We start from the raw sequence: 15925 nt of genomic DNA, 5'->3' as shown, positions 1-15925 counted from the left end.
GTCCTATCATCCGGCCGCTCGTCGGAAAGGAGTCCATACCTCATGAAGTTCAGCAAGGCCCTCCCGTGGCTTCCATCGCTCCTGGTGCTCGCGGGGTGCCCCAGTGAGCCGGAGCCCAAGCCGCCCCAGCTCGACAAGGTGTCCGTCACCTGTACCCCCACCACCCTGGAGGCCGGCCAGGGCGCGCAGTGCTCCGCCAGCGCCACGGACCAGAACGGTCAACCCTTCACCGTGTCCTCCTACACCTGGTCGTCCGGTGACGAGACCCTCGCCAAGGTGGATGCCTCGGGCAAGGTCGCCACCGTGGTCGTCTCCAGCGGCACCGTGGCCATCCGCGCCAGCGCCAGCGCCGGTGACACCACGCGCCAGGGTGAAGCCTCACTCTCCGTCACCCCCAAGCCCCCCACCGTTCATTCCACCCCCGTCACCGCCGCGGAGACCTGGCGGGCCGCCAACAACCCCCACCTGGTGAGCGCCGCGCTCGTGGTGGACGGGGGCGCCACGCTCACCCTGGAGGCGGGCACCGTGGTGCGCTTCGCCCCGGGCGCGGAGCTGCGGGTGGCCCACGGCTCCCTGCGGGCCCCCGGTACCCCGGAGGCCCCCATCCTGCTGCAGGCCCAGAACGGCGCCACGCGCGGCTCCTGGAACGGCGTGGTGCTCGCCTCCAAGGACAGCGCCTCGACACTGGAGCACGTCACGCTGTCAGGCTGCGGCCCCCAGAGCGCGGGCGCCTGTCTCGTCATCCGCGACGGGGCGGCTCCGGTGCTCAAGGACGTGTCGGTGCGCGACAGCGCGTCCACCGGCGTCCTCGTGGCCAGTGACGGCAGTTCCTTCGGCGCCGGCTCGATCCGGCTCTCCGTCTCGGGCAGCGAGGGCCCCGCGGTGCGCATCGATGCCAACCAGGCCGGCACTCTTCCCACGGGTGGCGCCTTCACGAGCAACAAGCCCGACGCCGTGGAACTCACCGGCGCGCGGGTCTCACGCACCCAGACCTGGCCCAACCCGGGCATTGCCTTCATCGTCAATGAGGAGCTGACCGTCGGCGACAAGACCACCCCGGCGATCCTCACCCTGGCCGCCGGAACGGTGGTGCGCTTTGGCGCCAACCTGGGACTCTTCGTGGGCTCCACTGGGGACATCCATGGAGGATTGGTGCTGGACGGCACGGCCGAAGCTCCCATCCTCCTCACCGCCCACGCGGACGCCCCCCAGCCGGGCCATTGGCGGGGTGTCCATGTGATGACCTCTGCTGCCTACGCGGGCCGCATCTCCCATGCCACCATCGAGTACGCGGGCGCGGAGCCGAAGCCCGACGACTTCACCACGCCAGGACAAGGCAACCTGAACCTCTATGGCAACCTGATCCAGGCCACGGCCTTCATCGCCACCGATCTCGTCGTGCGCAGGAGCAGTGAGCCCGGTCTCGTCCTGGTGGATGGGGGGGGGTTCGCCGCGGGCTCGGCGCGGCTGACGTCACGCGAGAACGGCACCTACCCCATCCTCATGCAGCCCGGTAACGTCCGCACACTGCCCCCGGAGCTCACCTTCCAGAACAATGGCATCAATGCGTTGGCGCTCCACGATGGAGAACTCTACGACACCCAGACGTGGCCCAACATGGGAATGCCCTACCTGCTCCGCGGTACGATGATTGTGGGTTTCACGACCCCACCCACGTTGACCCTCGCTCCCGGGACGGAGATCCAGCTCGCCCAGGGCGCGGCAATCCTGATCGGCGCTCGCGGCCGGCCGGGTGCCCTGAAGGCCGTGGGGACAACGGACGCCCCCATCCGCTTCGTTCCAGACATCCCCAATGCCCCCAATGGCCATTGGGCCGGACTCCATTTCTGGGACGCCACGGGAAGCCGACTGGACCATGTGCTCGTCTCGCACGGAGGCGGGGAAAGCCCTCCCTACCAAGAGGACGCCGTCTATGGCTTGGGCAATGTGAACGTCCACCGCGAACTCGGGAAGTTCATGACCAACAGCACCATGAGCAAGGCGAAAGAGTGCGCGGCAACCCGAGACAGTGGGCTCAACGATTACCTCGAAGACCCCTCGCTCAATAACAACTTCGCCGACAACCCGATCGATGCACTGTGCTGGAATACAGCACCTCGGTGAGTAGCCCGTCCCCAGTCAGCGCCACCCGCTGGCTGGGGATTACTTCAACTCCCGCTGGAGTGACGCCAGCAGGTTGAGGGCCTCGAGCGGCGTCAGCTCGTCCAGCTTCGTGGCCTTGAGCGACTCCAACACCTTCTGCTGCGCGGGCTCCAGCTTCGGCCCGCCTTCCCCACCGAACAGGCCGAGCTGACCCGGGGCCGGCGCCGACGTCCGGGCGCCGCGCCGCGCCAGCCGGGGCTTGCCGTTGTCGTCGAACTCCCCCGACTCCAGGTTCTGGAGGATGTCCCGCGCCCGCGCCACCACCTCCGGCGGCAGGCCCGCGAGCCGCGCCACCTCGATGCCATACGAGCGGTTGGCCCCACCCGACACCAGCTTGCGCAGGAAGAGCACCTTGCCCCCCTGCTCGCGCACGGCGATGCACAGGTTCCTCACCCGCGGCTTCTCCCGCGCCAGATCCACCAGCTCGTGGTAGTGCGTGGCGAAGAGCGTGCGCGCCCCACACTTGTCGTGCAGGTGCTCGGCCACCGCCCACGCGATGGACAGGCCGTCATACGTGGACGTGCCCCGGCCAATCTCGTCCAGCACCACCAGGCTGCGCCGCGTGGCGTGGTGCAGGATGTGACTCGTCTCCGTCATCTCCACCATGAAGGTGGACTGCCCCCGCGCCAGGTTGTCCGCCGCCCCCACGCGCGTGAAGATCCGATCGCACAGTCCAATCCGCGCCGCGCTCGCCGGCACGAACGAGCCCACCTGCGCCATCAACACCGTGAGCGCCACCTGCCGCATCACCGTGCTCTTTCCCGCCATGTTCGGGCCCGTGATGATGAGGATCTGCGACTCGCCCGAGTCCATCTTCACGTCGTTGGGGACGAACGCCTCCCCCGCCCCCAACATCCGCTCCACCACCGGATGGCGCCCCCCCGTGATGCTCAGCACCTCGGAGTCGTCCACCACCGGCCGCACGTAGCCGTACTCGGCCGCGCACCGCGCCAGCGACAACAGCGCGTCCGCCGTGGCCACCGCCTCCGCCGCCGAGCGCAGCCGCGGCGCCTCCTTCACCACCTGCGCCCGAAGCTGCTCGAACAGCTCCAGCTCCAGCGTGCCGCGCTGCTCGTCCGCCGTGAGGACCTTCTCCTCGTACTCCTTGAGCTCGGGGGTGATGAAGCGCTCGGCCCCCGCCATCGTCTGCTTGCGGATGTAGTCCGCCGGCACCAGGTGCAGGTTCGACTTCGTCACCTCCAGGTAGTACCCGAACACCCGGTTGTAGCGGACCTTCAGCGAGCCGATGCCCGTGCGCTCCTTCTCGCGCGTTTCAATCCGCAGCAGGTAGTCCTTGCCCTGCGTGGCGAGCGCCACCAGCTTGTCCAGCTCGGCGTGGAAGCCCGGACGGATGAAGTTGCCCTCCTTGAGCGTCGCCGGCGGTTCGTCCACCACCGCCCGCAGGAGCAGCTCCGTCAGCTCCGGCAATGCCCCGAGCGGTCCACCCAGGGCCTTGAGCAGCCCCGCCTCGCACCGCGCCAGCACCGCCGCGAGCCGCGGCAACTGCGCCAGCGACACCGCCAGCCCCCTCAGATCCCGCGCGTTGCCCGCCCCCAGCGACAGCCGGCCGCACAGCCGCTCGATGTCCCCCACCTCCTTGAGGGCCACCGTCAGCTCCTCGCGCCACACGCTGCGCTGCGACAGCTCCTCCACCGCGTCCAGGCGCGCGGTGATCTCCGGCCGCGAGCACAGCGGCGCCCCGAGCCAGCGCGCCAGCTTGCGCGCCCCCAGCCCCGTGGCCGTCCGATCCAACACCCCCAGGAGCGAGCCCTTGCGCCCCCCATCGCGCAGCGTGCGCAGCACCTCGAGGTTGGCCCGCGAGGACTCGTCCATCAGCAGGTGCCCGCCGCGCTGCTGGCGGCTGAGCCGATCCACGTGCGCCGCGTCCGTCTTCTGCGTGTCCTTGAGGTAGCGCAGCGCCGCGCCCGCTGCCCCCGTGGCCAGGGGCGCGTCCTGCAACCCGAACGCCTCCAACGACTGCACCGCGAAGTGGCCCCGCAGGAACACCGCGGCCCGCGCGGGCTCGAACGCCGCCTTCTCCAGCTCCGCCACCGCCGGCGTGCGCGTGAGCCGGGACACCACCAGGGCCGTCTCCGGCGAGTCCCGATGCCCCTCCGGCACCAGCAGCTCGCGCGGCTCCACCCGCGCCAGTGCCTCCACCAGCTCCTGCGTCGTCTCCGCCTCCAGGGAGAAGAACTCCCCCGTGGACGCCTCCAGCAGCGCCGCCCCGAAGCCCTCGGCCCCCGGGTACACCGCCGCCAGGAAGTTGCTCGCGCGCGGCTCCAGCGCCTCCTCGTCCAGCACCATGCCGGGCGTGATGACACGCGTCACCTCGCGCCGGACGATGCCCGGCCCGGCCCCCGGCTCGTCCACCTGCTCGCAGATGGCCACCTTGAGCCCGTGCTCCACCAGCCGTGTGATGTAGCGCCGCGCCGAGTGGTACGGCACCCCCGCCATCGGCACCTTCTCCGCGTTCTTCGCCCGCGCGGTGAGGGTGATCTGCAAGAGCTCCGAGGCGCGCACCGCGTCCTCGAAGAACATCTCGTAGAAGTCCCCCAGCCGGAAGAAGAGGATGGCGTCCGGATTGAGCGCCTTCACCTCGAGGTACTGCCGCATCATCGGGGTGAGCGCGCCGATCTCCCGCGCCCCGGCCGAGGGCTCGCCCGCCCCCTCCACCGCCGCCTCGACCTCGTCCCCGCTGCCCTTGACTGCCTTCGCCTGCGTCGCGCCCATCGCCGCCTCTTGTCTCACGCGTTCCGTCGGGGATCAACAGAACATCTGACCTCCGCCGTCCACCCGTTCACGCCTACTCCGCCCATGGGCCCATGCCCGCCTGGAGGGCAGGCACCCCGGGTGGGAAAGAATCGGTGGGAGCCCCGACCAAAAACGTGGCCTCCGAGGGCGCGGGTGTGCGAACTGTCCCGAACATGGACCCCCGCCCCGCGCCCCCTGTTCCCCGGCTGTTCCGGGCCGCCGTCGCACCCGTCCAGGCCTTCTTCAAGCTCGAGGCCAGCAGCGGCATCCTCCTGGCGCTGTGCGCCGTGGTGGCCATGGTCTGGGCCAATTCCCCCTGGGCCCACGGCTACGAGGCGCTCTTCGAGGCCCCCCTGGCGCTCGGCGCGGGCGAGGCCCTCTCCCACTTCACCGTGCGTGAGTTCATCAACGACGGGTTGATGGCGATCTTCTTCTTCCTCGTGGGGATGGAGATCAAGCGCGAGCTGGCCACGGGCGAGCTGCGCTCCCCCTCCCGGGCCCTGCTGCCCCTCATCGCCGCGCTGGGTGGCATGGTGGTGCCGGCGGCCATCTACGCGGCGTTCAACGCGGGCACCCCGGCGCTCAAGGGCTGGGCCATCCCCATGGCCACCGACATCGCCTTCGCCATCGGGTGCCTCACGCTGCTCAAGGGCCGGGTGAGCCATGGCCTGGTGGTGTTCCTCACGGCGCTCGCCATCTTCGACGACATCGGCGGCATCCTGGTCATCGCCCTCTTCTATGGCTCGGGACTGCACGTGTCGTGGCTGCTCGGAGCCCTGGGCGTCACCCTCGTGTTGGCGGCCTGCAACCACTACTACGTGCGCAATGGCGTGGTGTACGCGCTGCTGGGCACGGCGCTCTGGTACGCCCTGCACCATGGCGGCGTGCACGCCACCATCTCGGGGGTGATCACCGGCATGATGATTCCCGCGCGCCCCACGCGCCGCGGCCGGGAGGTGCTGCAGGAGCTGCACGGGTTCGTCGATCGGCTCCTCAACGAGCCCGAGGACGAGGAGGTGCGCTCCAGCCAGTTGCTGTACATCGAGGAGCGGCTGGAGGACATCGAGCCGCCGCTCACCCGCTTCGTGCACCTGTGGCACGGCTGGGTGGGCTATGGAATCGTCCCCCTGTTCGCCCTGGCCAACTCCGGCATCTCCGTGCGTGGCATGCACCTGGCGGATCTGCTCGCGCCCCTGCCCCTGGGGGTGATGGCCGGCCTCTTCGTGGGCAAGCAGACGGGAATCTTCCTGTTCACCTGGGCGAGCGTGAAGGCGGGGTTCGCGGAGATGCCGGGCCGGGCGCGGCTTGGACAGTTGCATGGGGTGGCGGTGGTGGCGGGCATCGGCTTCACGGTGGCGCTGTTCGTCGCGGGGCTGGCGTTCGCGAACGAGCCGCGGCTGCTGGCGGAGGCGAAGCTGGGCATCCTGCTGGGCTCTCTGTTGTCCGCGGTGGTGGGCTACCTGCTGCTGCGCTTCTCCCCGGTCCTCCCCGCGCCCGAGCCCGCGCCAGACCCGAGAACGGACGCACCCTGAAATTCTTGGGGTTTGCCGGGCGCCCGGGCCCGTGGAAAGGTGCCGCCCACCGTGCTCTTCCAGGACTTGAACCGCCTCCGGCAGATTGGGGTCATCGCAGCGCGCCACGGCTTCGGCGAGTGGTTCGAACGGGCCGGGGTGTGGCGCATGCTCGGGCGCCGCGAGAAGGTGGAGGTCTCCGCCGAGACCCAGCGCGCCAGCACCGCGCGGCGCTTCCGGATGCTCCTCAATGACCTGGGCCCCTCGTTCGTGAAGCTCGGGCAGGTGCTCTCCACGCGCGCGGACCTGCTGCCTGGCGAGTACGTCGAGGAGCTGGCCACGCTGCAGGATCACGTGGAGCCCTTCCCCCTGGAGCAGGTGTATGCGCGCATCCGCGAGTCGCTCGGCAGCGACGCCTCGGAGCTCTTCCGGGAGATCGATCCCAGGCCCCTGGCCGCGGCGTCCATCGCCCAGGTGCACCGCGCGGTGACGCTCGAGGGCGACGAGGTGGTGGTGAAGGTGCAGCGGCCGGGCATCGCCGAGCAGATCGACTCGGACCTGGCCGTGTTGCGCTCGCTCGCGCGGCTGCTGGAGGCCGTGGTGGAGGAGACGAGCCTCTACTCCCCCACGGGCATCATCGACGAGTTCGACCGGGCCATCCACGAGGAGCTGGACTTCGTGCACGAGGCGGCCAACATCCGCGCCTTCCTCGAGAACCACCGCAACCGGCCGTACATGACGATTCCGCGCGTGTACGAGGCGCTCAGCAGCCGCACGGTGCTGACGATGGAGTTCGTCCGGGGCGTGAAGGTGAGCCAGGCGCAGCTCTCACCCGAGGACCGGCGCGAGGTGGCCGGCCACATCCTCGACACGAGCTTCCGGCAGCTCTTCGAGGACGGGCTGTTCCATGGGGATCCGCACCCGGGCAACCTGCTCGTGCTGGAGGGCAACCGGCTGGCGCTGCTGGACTTCGGCGTGGTGGGCCGGCTCACGCGCGTCATGCAGGAGACGCTCGTCATGCTGGTGATGGCGGTGGCACTCAAGGACAGCGACTCGGTGGCGCGCATCCTCTACCGCGTGGGCGCGCCGGACTCGCGCGCCAACCTGATGGGCTTCCGCAACGACATCGAGACGTTGCTCGGCAAGTACCTCACGACAACGCTGGGCGAGGTGGACTCGCGCAGCCTCATGCGCGACCTGTTGGACCTGGCGGTGCGCTACCACATCCGCGTGCCCAAGGAGTACGCCCTGCTCGGCCGCGCCTCGGTGTCCACCGAGGGCATGCTGCGCAGCCTCCACCCGGACATGAACGTGCTCGAGGTGGCGATGCCCTACGCCAAGGAGCTGCTCGCGGACCGGTATGATCCGAGCCAGTTGCAGGGCGGACTGATGCGCACCCTGCTGCGCTTCCAGTCGATGGCGGCGGACCTGCCCACGCAGCTGTCGCAGATCCTGCTGGATCTGGAGTCGGGGAAGTTCAGCGTGACGGTGCGGGCCGAGCAGTTCGATCGGCTCAACGACAGCCTGCGCAGCGCGGCGCTGGTGATGTTCCTGGGCCTGTGCGCGTGCGGCACCATCGTGGGGGTGTTCATCTCCTTCGCGCAGACGGGGCCCTGGCAGTTCCACGGCCTGCCCGTGCTGGGCCTGTTGGGGCTCGCCCTGTCGGCGGGGCTCTTCGGGGCCACCTTCACCTGGTTCCTGTTCGGCAAGCGCTTCGGCAAGGTGCGCGTGAGCCGGTGGCTGGGCAACAAGAATCCCCCGCGGTGAGGAGTCAGGAACGGTGCCGCTCGGCCACGCGGTACAGCCAGGTGAGGGAGTGGTCCAGGAGCGACTGGCGCGAGCGCATGTAGTGGCGTGCCCGGACGAAGGGAAACCAGACGCGGCTGCCCACGCGCACCTGGGCCTCCTCGAGTTTGCGGCGCGGGATCCACTGGCCGCCGAGGTGGCGCACCAGGACCTCGCCCAGGTAGGCGCCCACCGCGGGGATCGCGTATCGCTCGATGACCTCCGGTAGATAGCGCGTCGGGAAGTCCTCGTGCCAGAAGTGGAAGTCGGCGTCCGTGAGCGACTCGGGCGTCGCATTGAAGACGGAGGGCGCCTTTGTGTGCAGCAGGGCCACGAGGTGTTCGGCGAGGGTGTCGTAGTGCTCGCGCGCCGCTTCCGGGTCGTCCACGTCCGAGGGCAAGGCGGAGGTGGCCGGAGCCCACTCCTCGGGCTCGGGCGGCTGCCAGGCGTTGAATTCGGCCACCTTCCGTTGGCGTTCGTAGCTGGCGACATCGTCCACCACGCGGGAGAGCAGCGGCGCGAGGTCCGGGTGGAAGCGGGGCTCCACGGGCGCGAGCAGGGCGCTGCGCTCGCGCAGGGTGCGCAATACGGTGTCGAAGTCCAGGTCCGGCCGAAGGTGGGCGTGAGCACGGGCCTGGGCGAGGCGTGCCTCGTCACTGGCGAAGTCCGCGGCGGTAGGCCACGTCACCAGGAGGACGCAGCCATTGGGAAGTTCCTCCACCCTCCAGGCGGGCGTGGACAGCACGCGCTCACGGCCGACGGACTGCACCAGCTTGGGGCCGAAAACGTTGAGCCAGAACACCTCGTAGATTTTGTCGAACCCATCTCTTCTTTGAATCTCGTCATCGCGGCCAAAATTGGGAGAGCCCGACAGGTTCAAGTCATCGGAGCTATGGGCCTTGGCATGATTGACCGGGTAGCGGGAGGCCCAGGCGCGCACCATTTCCACGAACTTCCGGCAGCGTTCCGCCTCCGCGAAAAAGGAGAGCGGTTTCACGTTGATGAGGATGTGCAGTTGGGGAAGGCGCGGCGGGTGCTTTAGCCCCAAATAACCATCCAGTGCGGGCAACTCCGTCCGGTAGAGTCCAAGGTCCGAGCTATTTCCATCGTGCCCCTCCTCCAACGCCTGCCAGAATGAAGTACGAGAGTACTTGCGTTTTCGCTTACCCTTGACGACGTTCGGCATCCATCCATCCGCGTATGCCTCGAACGCCTGAAGAAAGGGCTCCAACTCATTCTCCTGTGCGGCTTGAGGATCCACGTCACCTTTGAAGTCGAACCATAGACTATCCTCCGGTTTCAAATCATGCACGCTCAGCGATTTCATTGAATCAGCACCTCCACCTCAGGAATTTTTGCCGTGGTCTCGTGCACAGCCTCGTCCAATAGGCTTGGACCCCTGGGCATGAGCCCACCGCCTTCGTAGACGAGACGAATCCTTGAAACCGACACCTCGCGGCCCTGCCGGAGGATGGGCTGGAGGGAGTCTCGACGGATATCCAGTGTCTCACCATACTTCCACAGGGCTTCCCTTGCATCTTCAATCAACTGAGCTTTCAAGGCATTGAATTCCAGCCCCGAGAAGTCTCGACTCTTGAAGCTCAACGTCTCGACACGAGGTTGCCGCCCAGCGAATTCACCCTCTTCAATGATGAGCACATCCACGAAGCGCAGGCCCGTGTCCGGCTTTCTCACGCCCACATAGGTTTCGATGCGAGGTTTGTCAAAATCGCCCAGGAAGCGGCGCTGAGCCCGGGGCAGAGCCGCATCTGCCTTCAGCCGCTCCACCATGGTGCGCTCGAAGGCCAGCCCCCGGGTGAACCACCCCCACAGCCGCTCGTAGGCCTCCCAGCGCAGAGGACCCTTGGAGGCCTTGCCCTCCTTTATTTCCGCCAGGCGCCTCTCGTAGTAGGCGACGTACTCGCTCCAGCGTGGATTGCCCTGGGCCTCGGGCGGCGAGGCATCGAGCGAGGGACGCTGCTTCTCCAGCACCGCCACGTCCCTGGGCAGTCGCGGGCTCGAGGCTTCGAGTTCCGCCGCCGCGAGCTTGGCTTGCACCACCTCCCGGGTGAGGCCCGCCCGCTCATCCACCCAGGCGGCCAGGGTGGCGGGGTGCTCCATGACGCCGCCCTGTTTCAGCGAGGGGCGTGCGGCTTCATTCGCCGCGGAGGCGCCTTTCGTGCCGCCTCTTCCCGTCGAGGAGCCCGTGGCCTCGGGGTGGGCCCTGGACAGCATCGCCTGGGCCTTGGCGACGTTCCCCCGCGTCTCGTGCAACGCCAGGGCCGCATCCACCCCCCCCACCGCCACCAGGCGTCCCGCTTCCCTCCTGGCGCGGATGTATCCGGCCAGCTCTCGCATCCCCTCCTCGCCCAACAGCTCCCGCCCCCGCCGCGCCATGTCCTGGAGGCCCTTCACCCGCGACTCCACCACCTCCAGTCCACTCAACACCCGCGTCCCTACTCCCGGGACGCCTCGGCCCTCGGAGAGCCAGGCCGCGCCCTTCCCGCCCGCGTAGAGCGCCACCAGCAAGGCCGCGGGCGCCAGCTCGCGCACGGCCTGCTCGTACCTGCCCCGCACCAGCGAGTGCGCCCCCTGGCCCGTCCCGGCCACCAGGCCGTAGAAACCCAGTGGCACGCCGAAGGTCATGTGGTCCACGACGCCCACCGCCACGGAGCCCGTCGAGAATCGCTGCTCGAGTTGCTCGTGCTCCACCGCGTCGAGCGCCCGCTGGTAGGGCGGCGGCAGTTGGGCCTTGAGCGCCTGCAACGCCATGAGCGTGGATTGGGCGCCGTTCACCACGGAGCTGGTGGACAGCGCGTCCTTCGCCGCGCGGGACAGGCCTCGGCCTACGTCACTCCATTGGAAGTCACGCTCGGGATGAGACGAAGGCTCGATGCCACGAGCCTTCAGCGCCGGGTCCAGGGAAGGCAGTTGCTCGAGCAGCTCCGTGAGCCGCTTGTCCTGGGCGAGCAGGCGGAGGATGTCCTTCAGATCATCGTCATGGCAGGAGTCGAGGACGAAGTGGGCGAGCACCTCGGTATTGGCGGCGCCGTAGTGCTCCAGCGATTGGAGCAGGAAGACGGTGCGCTGGCGGTTGAGCGGGCCAGACGCCTCCTCGCACACCGGCCCCAGCGCCCCGAGCCGCACGGCGCTCCATGGATCCAACCGCGCCACCAGCCGGGGCATGTCCACGCGCCGCTGCAAGGCGAGGAAGTCGCCGGGCGAGGCACAGGAGAGGAAGGGCTCCAGGAGCGCCTGGGAATCGCCAGAGGAGAGGTCGGGCCAACCCGGGGCAAGAGCCTGGGTGGCACAGGTGGACACCTCCCCAGCCACGCCGCCGGAGCCACCAATCGCGCCCGTGGCGCAACCCGCCAGGAGCAGGAGCGAAACCAGGGCCAGGCGTGCCGGGCGCACCAACACCCTCAGGGCCCGGCGAGTCCGGGCTTGTCTCCCTCGGCGACAGGTGCGTCCCCGGAGGAGCCGCCCAAGCGCCGCGCCAGCCGCGTCTTCATCCGGTCCGCCACCACGTAGAAGGCAGGCACCACGAGCAGGCTGAGCACCGTGGACAACGACAGGCCTCCGAGCACCGCCACCGACATGGGGGCACGCGTCTCGCTGCCCGCGCCCAGCGCCAGCGCCGCCGGCACCGCCGCCATCATCGTGGCCAGCGTCGTCATGAGGATGGGCCGCAGGCGCACCGGCCCCGCGCGCAGCATGGCCTCGGTCGCGTCCGCGCCCTGCTCACGCTGCAACAGCGCGTAGTCCACCAGGATGATGGAGTTCTTCTTCACGATGCCCATGAGCAACAGCAGGCCGATCATGCTGAAGATGTTGAGCGTCGTGCCCGTGGCCGCCATCGCGAAGGCCGCTCCGGCGATGGACAGCGGGAGGATGGTGAGCACCGTCACCGGGTGCAGGAACGAGTTGAACTGCGAGGCGAGCACCATGTAGGCCACCAGAATCCCCAGCACGAGCGCGAAGAGCAGGCTGCTGATGGACTCCTGGAAGGCCACGCTCGAGCCGCCGAACACCACGCGCGTGCCTCCGGGCAGCTCCCGCGCCAGGCGCTCCACCGTGTCCATCGCTTCCTGCTGCGTGGCGCCCGGGGCCACGTTGGCGAAGATGCTGATGGCGCGCTCGCGATCCCTCCGGGTGATGGCCTGCAGCGCCGGGCGCTCCTCTTGCGCCACCAGCGACGACAACGGCACCAGTTCACCCGACTGGGTGCGCACCTTGAGCAGTGACAAGTCCTCCGGCCGCGCGCGCTGATCCTTGAGCAGGCGCATGCGCACGTCGATGCGCCGCCCGCCCGTGCTGTACTTGCCCACGCGCACCCCGCCCACCAGCGAGTTGAGCGTGCTGCCCACCGCCTCCATGGACACCCCCAGATCCGCGGCGCGCGCCCGATCCGGGGTGATGCGCAGCTCGGGCATGCCAATCTGGTAGTCGGTGTCCACGTCCACCACCTTGCCGCTCGCCTGGAGTTGCTCGCGCATCTGCGTGCTCGCCTCGATGAGCCGCTCCCAGTCCGCGCCGCGCACGCTGAACTCCACCGGGAAGCCGCGCGAGGCGGTGAAGCCACTCTGCGACAGGTCCATAACCACCGCGCGCAGGCCCGGATAGGAATTGAGCTCCTTGCGCAGCACCTGCTGGAACTCGGCCTGGCTCATGCGCTGCTCGGGCGGAACCAGGGTGACGTTGAGCATGCCGCCATTGACGCTGCTCACCCCGCCGCCACCGCCCACCACCGCGTAGAGCCGCGCCACCTCGGGCCGCCCGAGCAGGAAGGCCTCGGCCTTCTGGAACAGCCGGTTGCTCTCCTCCAGCGTGCTGCCCACCGGCGTCTGCATCCGCACCATCAACCGGCTCTGATCCTGCGAGGGCACGAACTCGCTCGACAGCGTCTTGAAGGCGAACCCGGAGACGGCCAGCAACACCACCGCTCCTCCCAGCACCCACCAGGGGTGGCGCAGCGCGCGCGCGAGCACCCCCCCATAGCGCCGCTCCAGCCACTCGAAGGCACGATCCACGGCGAGCCCCACCCGGCCACGCCCCTCGCGCCCCGTCTTGAGCAGCTGCGCGCAGCGCGCCGGCGCCAGGGTGATGGCCTCCACGTACGACAGCAGCACCGCCACGCACAGCGTGACGCCGAACTGGAGGAAGAACTTGCCGATGATGCCCTTCATGAAGATGACGGGCAGGAAGATGGCCACCACCGCCAGCGTGGCCGCCAGGGCCGCGAAGGTGATCTCGTGCGTGCCCTCGCGCGCGGCGCGCACCCGGTCCGCGCCCTCCTCCGCGTGCCGGAAGATGTTCTCCATTACCATGATGGCGTCATCCACCACGATGCCCACCGCCAGCGACAGCCCCAAGAGCGTGAAGGTGTTGAGCGTGAAGCCCAGGAAGTAGATGACCGCCACCGTGCCCAGGAGCGACATGGGAATGGCGAGGATGACGTTGAAGGTGCTCGAGAGCGAGCCGAGGAACGCCCAGCACACCAGCGCCGTCAGGATGCACGCGAGCAGCAGCTCGAACTCGATTTCATGCACGCTCTCCTCGATGAACTGGGTGGAGTCGAAGTTGACGCTCACCTCCAGTCCCTCGGGGGCATCCGCCTGGATCTGCGCCATCTTCTCGCGCACGCCCTGGGCCACCGCGACGGCGTTGGCGCCGCGCTGCTTCTTGATGCCCAAGCCCTGCGCGGGCTCGCCGTTGACGCGCGCCAGGCGGCGCTGGTCCTCGAAGCCGTCCTCCACCAGCGCCACGTCGGACAGGTAGACGGGAGCCCCCTCGGCCTCGCGCACCACGAGATGGCGCAGCGTCTCCAGATCCAACGCCTCGCCCATCACGCGCACGTTGATCTCCCGGCCCTCCGCCTCGATGCGTCCGGCGGGCAGCTCCACGTGCTCGCGTTGCAGCGCGGCGAGTACGTCCGCGACAGTGAGCCCCCGCGCGTCCAGCTTCGCCGCGTCCACCCAGATGCGCACGTTGCGCTCCAGCGAGCTGTTGAGCGCCACCTCCCCCACCCCGGGCACCGTCTGCAACAGCTCCTTGAGCCGGTAGCGGGCGAAGTCGGAGAGGTACTGCGGGGAGAAGGGGCCGGACACGCCCACCGTCATGATGGGCTGATCCTCGGGGTTGCTCTTGGAGACGACCGGCGGATCCATGTCCTCGGGCAGCCGGCGCTGGGCCTGGCTCACCTTGGCCTGCACGTCCTGCAACGACAGATCCACGTTGCGCGCCAGGTCCAGCTCCACCGTGATGGAGCCGCTCGACTGCCGCGCGCTGGAGGTGATGGACTTGACGCCCTCCACCTGCATCACCGCCTCCTCCAGCGGCTCGATGATGTCGCTCTCCACCGCCTCGGGCGAAGCGCCCTCCCACGTCACGCCGATGCTGATGACGGGGTAGTCCACATCCGGAAACTGGCTGATGCCGATGCGCTGCGCCGCCACCAGGCCGAAGGTGATGGTGGCCGCCATCAACATCCAGGCGAAGACGGGTTTCTTGATGCAGACCTCGGTGATGTTCATCGCACCGCCCCCACGCCGCCATCCGTGCTCATCACCCGAGGCTCGCCGGTGAAGGACGGTTCGTCCCCCTTGGCCAGCCGCACCGCCACGCCCTCCTTGAGGGCCTCGCCACCCCGCACCACCAGCTGCTCGCCGGGCTCGAGCCCCTCACGCACCTCCACGCGCCCATCCGCCGTGCGCAGGCCCAGCTCCACCACGCGCTCGCGCGCCTTGCCCTCGCGCACCACGAAGGCCAGGAAGCCGCGCTCGCTCGGGCGCACCGCCGTCTGGGGAATGACGGGCGCCCCGCGGGCCGTCTCCACCGGCACCGTCACCGAGGCGAACGAGCCCGGCCGCAACCCCTGGGCCTCCGCGCCCGCCACCTCGGCCATCACCTTCACCATGCGGCTCGTCGGCTCCGCCGCGTCCGCCACGTGGATGACGCGGCCCTGCCAGGCGCGCCCGTCCCCGCGCACCGTGAAGCGCGCCGGCATGCCGGGCTTCACCCGCCCCACTTCCGCCTCCGCCACGGTGAAGTGCAGCAGCAGCGGCTCGCGGCGCAGCAGCGTGGCCAGCACCGTGCCCGGCTGTACGTACTGCCCCGTCTGCACCGTGCGCGTCTGCAGCACCCCATCCAGCGGCGCCTTCACGTACGCGTCACGCAGGTTCAGCTCCGCCTGCTCCACCGCCGCCTTCGCCGCCGCCGTGTCCGCCGCCGCCCCGAGCGCCAGCGCCTCCGCGCTCTCGAGCTGCTCGGCGGGCAAGAGGCCCGGCTTCACCTCGTTGACCGACGCGCGCCGCTGGGACGCGGCCTGCGCCTGCATCCGCGAGGCGTCGGCCCGATCCAGCGCCGCGCGCGCCGCGCGCACCGCGATGCCGTAGCGCGTGGGCTCGATCTCCGCGAGCACCTGCCCCTTCTTCACCGACTGCCCTTCCAGGAAGCGCACCTGCTCCACCACGCCCGCCACGCGCGCGGTGATCTGCACCTGCTCGAACGCCTCCACCGAGCCCACCGCGGAGATGACGTACTCCACGTCCCGCGCCGCCACGGGCTCCACCTCCACCGGGAACTCGATGGGTCCACCCCGTCCACCCCCCCGGCCGCCTCCCTTGCCGCCAGCGGAGGCTTCCCCGGACGGCTTGCCACACGCCAGGGTCAGGATGAGCGCGATGCCCAGCCCTCGTGTCATCCCGTGCCTG

Annotated in this window: 8 protein-coding genes; 3 read left to right on the top strand and 5 right to left on the bottom strand. The window is 69.4% G+C overall.

Annotation, left to right across the window (positions count from 1 at the left end; translation table 11 throughout):
• The first annotated feature begins 42 nt into the window (after positions 1–42).
• Positions 43–2124 (top strand): hypothetical protein, encoded by a 2082-nt coding sequence (locus tag CYFUS_RS24015; RefSeq protein ID WP_095987347.1) that lies wholly within the window; start codon positions 43–45, stop codon positions 2122–2124.
• A 39-nt stretch (positions 2125–2163) separates the two neighbouring features.
• Here CYFUS_RS24015 and mutS read toward each other — a convergent pair whose 3' ends face one another.
• Complete coding sequence (mutS, locus tag CYFUS_RS24010) at positions 2164–4782, bottom strand: DNA mismatch repair protein MutS (protein ID WP_198316929.1); 2619 nt, start codon at positions 4780–4782, stop codon at positions 2164–2166.
• A 308-nt stretch (positions 4783–5090) separates the two neighbouring features.
• Between mutS and nhaA the strand changes: the two genes are divergently transcribed.
• A complete protein-coding gene (nhaA, locus tag CYFUS_RS24005) occupies positions 5091–6449 on the top strand; it encodes a Na+/H+ antiporter NhaA (protein ID WP_095987345.1) in 1359 nt (452 codons plus the stop codon).
• Between the two features lie 51 nt (positions 6450–6500).
• On the top strand, positions 6501–8195 hold the full coding sequence (locus tag CYFUS_RS24000) for an ABC1 kinase family protein (RefSeq protein WP_095992193.1): 1695 nt from the start codon (positions 6501–6503) through the stop codon (positions 8193–8195).
• Positions 8196–8199: 4 nt separating this feature from the next.
• On the opposite strand, the gene CYFUS_RS23995 is transcribed toward CYFUS_RS24000, so the two are convergent.
• The 4 genes from CYFUS_RS23995 to CYFUS_RS23980 are packed head-to-tail and all read right to left on the bottom strand — an operon-like array spanning position 8200 to position 15915.
• On the bottom strand, positions 8200–9540 hold the full coding sequence (locus tag CYFUS_RS23995; protein ID WP_095987344.1) for a hypothetical protein: 1341 nt from the start codon (positions 9538–9540) through the stop codon (positions 8200–8202).
• Positions 9537–11627: a hypothetical protein gene (locus tag CYFUS_RS23990; protein ID WP_157758615.1), complete on the bottom strand. Its 2091-nt coding sequence runs from the start codon at positions 11625–11627 to the stop codon at positions 9537–9539. Before CYFUS_RS23990 ends, CYFUS_RS23995 begins: the two co-directional genes overlap by 4 nt.
• A gap of 8 nt (positions 11628–11635) precedes the next feature.
• Entirely contained in the window at positions 11636–14746 is a 3111-nt protein-coding gene (locus CYFUS_RS23985) for an efflux RND transporter permease subunit (protein WP_095987342.1), read from the bottom strand.
• Positions 14743–15915 carry an efflux RND transporter periplasmic adaptor subunit gene (locus CYFUS_RS23980; RefSeq protein WP_232537736.1) on the bottom strand — a complete coding sequence of 391 codons (1173 nt, stop codon included), beginning with the start codon at positions 15913–15915 and terminating at the stop codon, positions 14743–14745. The genes CYFUS_RS23985 and CYFUS_RS23980 overlap by 4 nt, the downstream gene beginning before the upstream one ends.
• Between the last annotated feature and the right edge of the window lie 10 nt (positions 15916–15925).

Source organism: Cystobacter fuscus (assembly GCF_002305875.1).
In the GTDB taxonomy this organism is placed as follows: Bacteria; Myxococcota; Myxococcia; order Myxococcales; family Myxococcaceae; genus Cystobacter; species Cystobacter fuscus_A.
This window is presented reverse-complemented; position numbering and strand designations above follow the sequence as displayed.